Origin of the sequence: Vibrio sp. Vb1755 (genome assembly GCF_033338635.1) — a bacterium.
Lineage (GTDB): Bacteria > Pseudomonadota > Gammaproteobacteria > Enterobacterales > Vibrionaceae > Vibrio > Vibrio alginolyticus.
In genome coordinates this window covers 1-1027 of sequence record NZ_JAWOTA010000371.1, presented here as the reverse complement: position 1 = coordinate 1027, position 1027 = coordinate 1, and the positions used below count along the sequence as shown (strand labels likewise).

2 protein-coding genes are annotated in these 1027 nt (G+C 41.3%); both read right to left on the bottom strand.

Going from position 1 to position 1027, the window contains the following annotated elements:
• Positions 1–235, bottom strand: a 235-nt coding sequence (locus R7E00_RS25210) for a heme exporter protein CcmB (RefSeq protein ID WP_318124938.1), incomplete at its 3' end; no start/stop codon positions are given.
• 1 nt (position 236) lies between these two features.
• Positions 237–854, bottom strand: coding sequence for a cytochrome c biogenesis heme-transporting ATPase CcmA (ccmA, locus tag R7E00_RS25205; protein ID WP_005457758.1), 618 nt, complete (start codon positions 852–854; stop codon positions 237–239).
• Positions 855–1027: the final 173 nt, after the last annotated feature.

Below are 1027 nucleotides of genomic sequence, written 5' to 3'. Positions count from 1 at the left end.
CATCTTGAAAATCATCACGAAATAGACGTTCTAATGATAATAATGCCGATAGCAATGCGGCAACCCAAACGATGCCCGCTGCAATACGTGCTAACAAATTAGGTTCAGGCCCAATACTCAATGGAAACAAAGTAATAACAATAATAAAGAACCAAAGCGGGTTCAAAATGTCGGCTTGGCGACGAAATGCAATCAAGAGTTCGCGGCGAATAATAGTTGTCATGGCCGAAATCATATCAATCACCCAATTTTATTTTTCTAAGTTTAGGGCTGTCAGCAAACATATCTTGGTGCGTCGTTAACATCACAATGCCACCGTTATCGGCATGCTGAGCAAACAGAGCTTCAAGCACTTTGACACCTTGTTTGTCGATTGCTGTTAGTGGTTCATCCAAAATCCACAAAATCTGCTTACTTAGCCAAAGTCTAGCCAAAGCAACGCGACGCTGCTGACCCGCAGAAAGTTGTGCTACAGGTACATCTTCTCGCCCCGCAAGCCCCACTTGGGTTAAAGCAGTAAAGATTTCTTCATCGGAAGTGCTGTTATTTTGAATAGATTGGTAAAAACGTAAGTTTTCAAATGCGGTGAGTTCGCGCTTTACGCCAGTTTGATGGCCGAGAAATAGCAAGTCTTGGTGGAAGACATCACGAGATTTTTCAACCTCTTCACCTTTCCACTTGATCATTCCTTCTTCTCTATCGCCTAACCCTGTAATAATGCGCAGTAGCGTCGTTTTACCTGTGCCATTACGCCCTTCGATCTGGACTAACTCACCAGGCTTAATTTCAAACTGCAGGTTTTCAAACAGAACCCTTTCATCACGGATCGCAGTCAGGTTAGACACTTCTAACATAGGGCTTCAACTTCATAAGGAACGAAGGGCTATATTAACACAGCTTACTTGTGACAAAACAGGATAAGAAAGCAGGGATGTATGTAAGTTCATGTATTTTTGTTAACTTACTGTCACACTTGGATAAAATTAACCATAAGTGGCTATAAGTTTTTATTTTAGATATAAAAAAA

What these genes read in the sequence shown, in the direction of transcription:
- ccmA (WP_005457758.1), bottom strand. Translation starts at nt 854, where the DNA reads ATGTTAGAAGTGTCTAACCTGACTGCGATCCGTGATGAAAGGGTTCTG.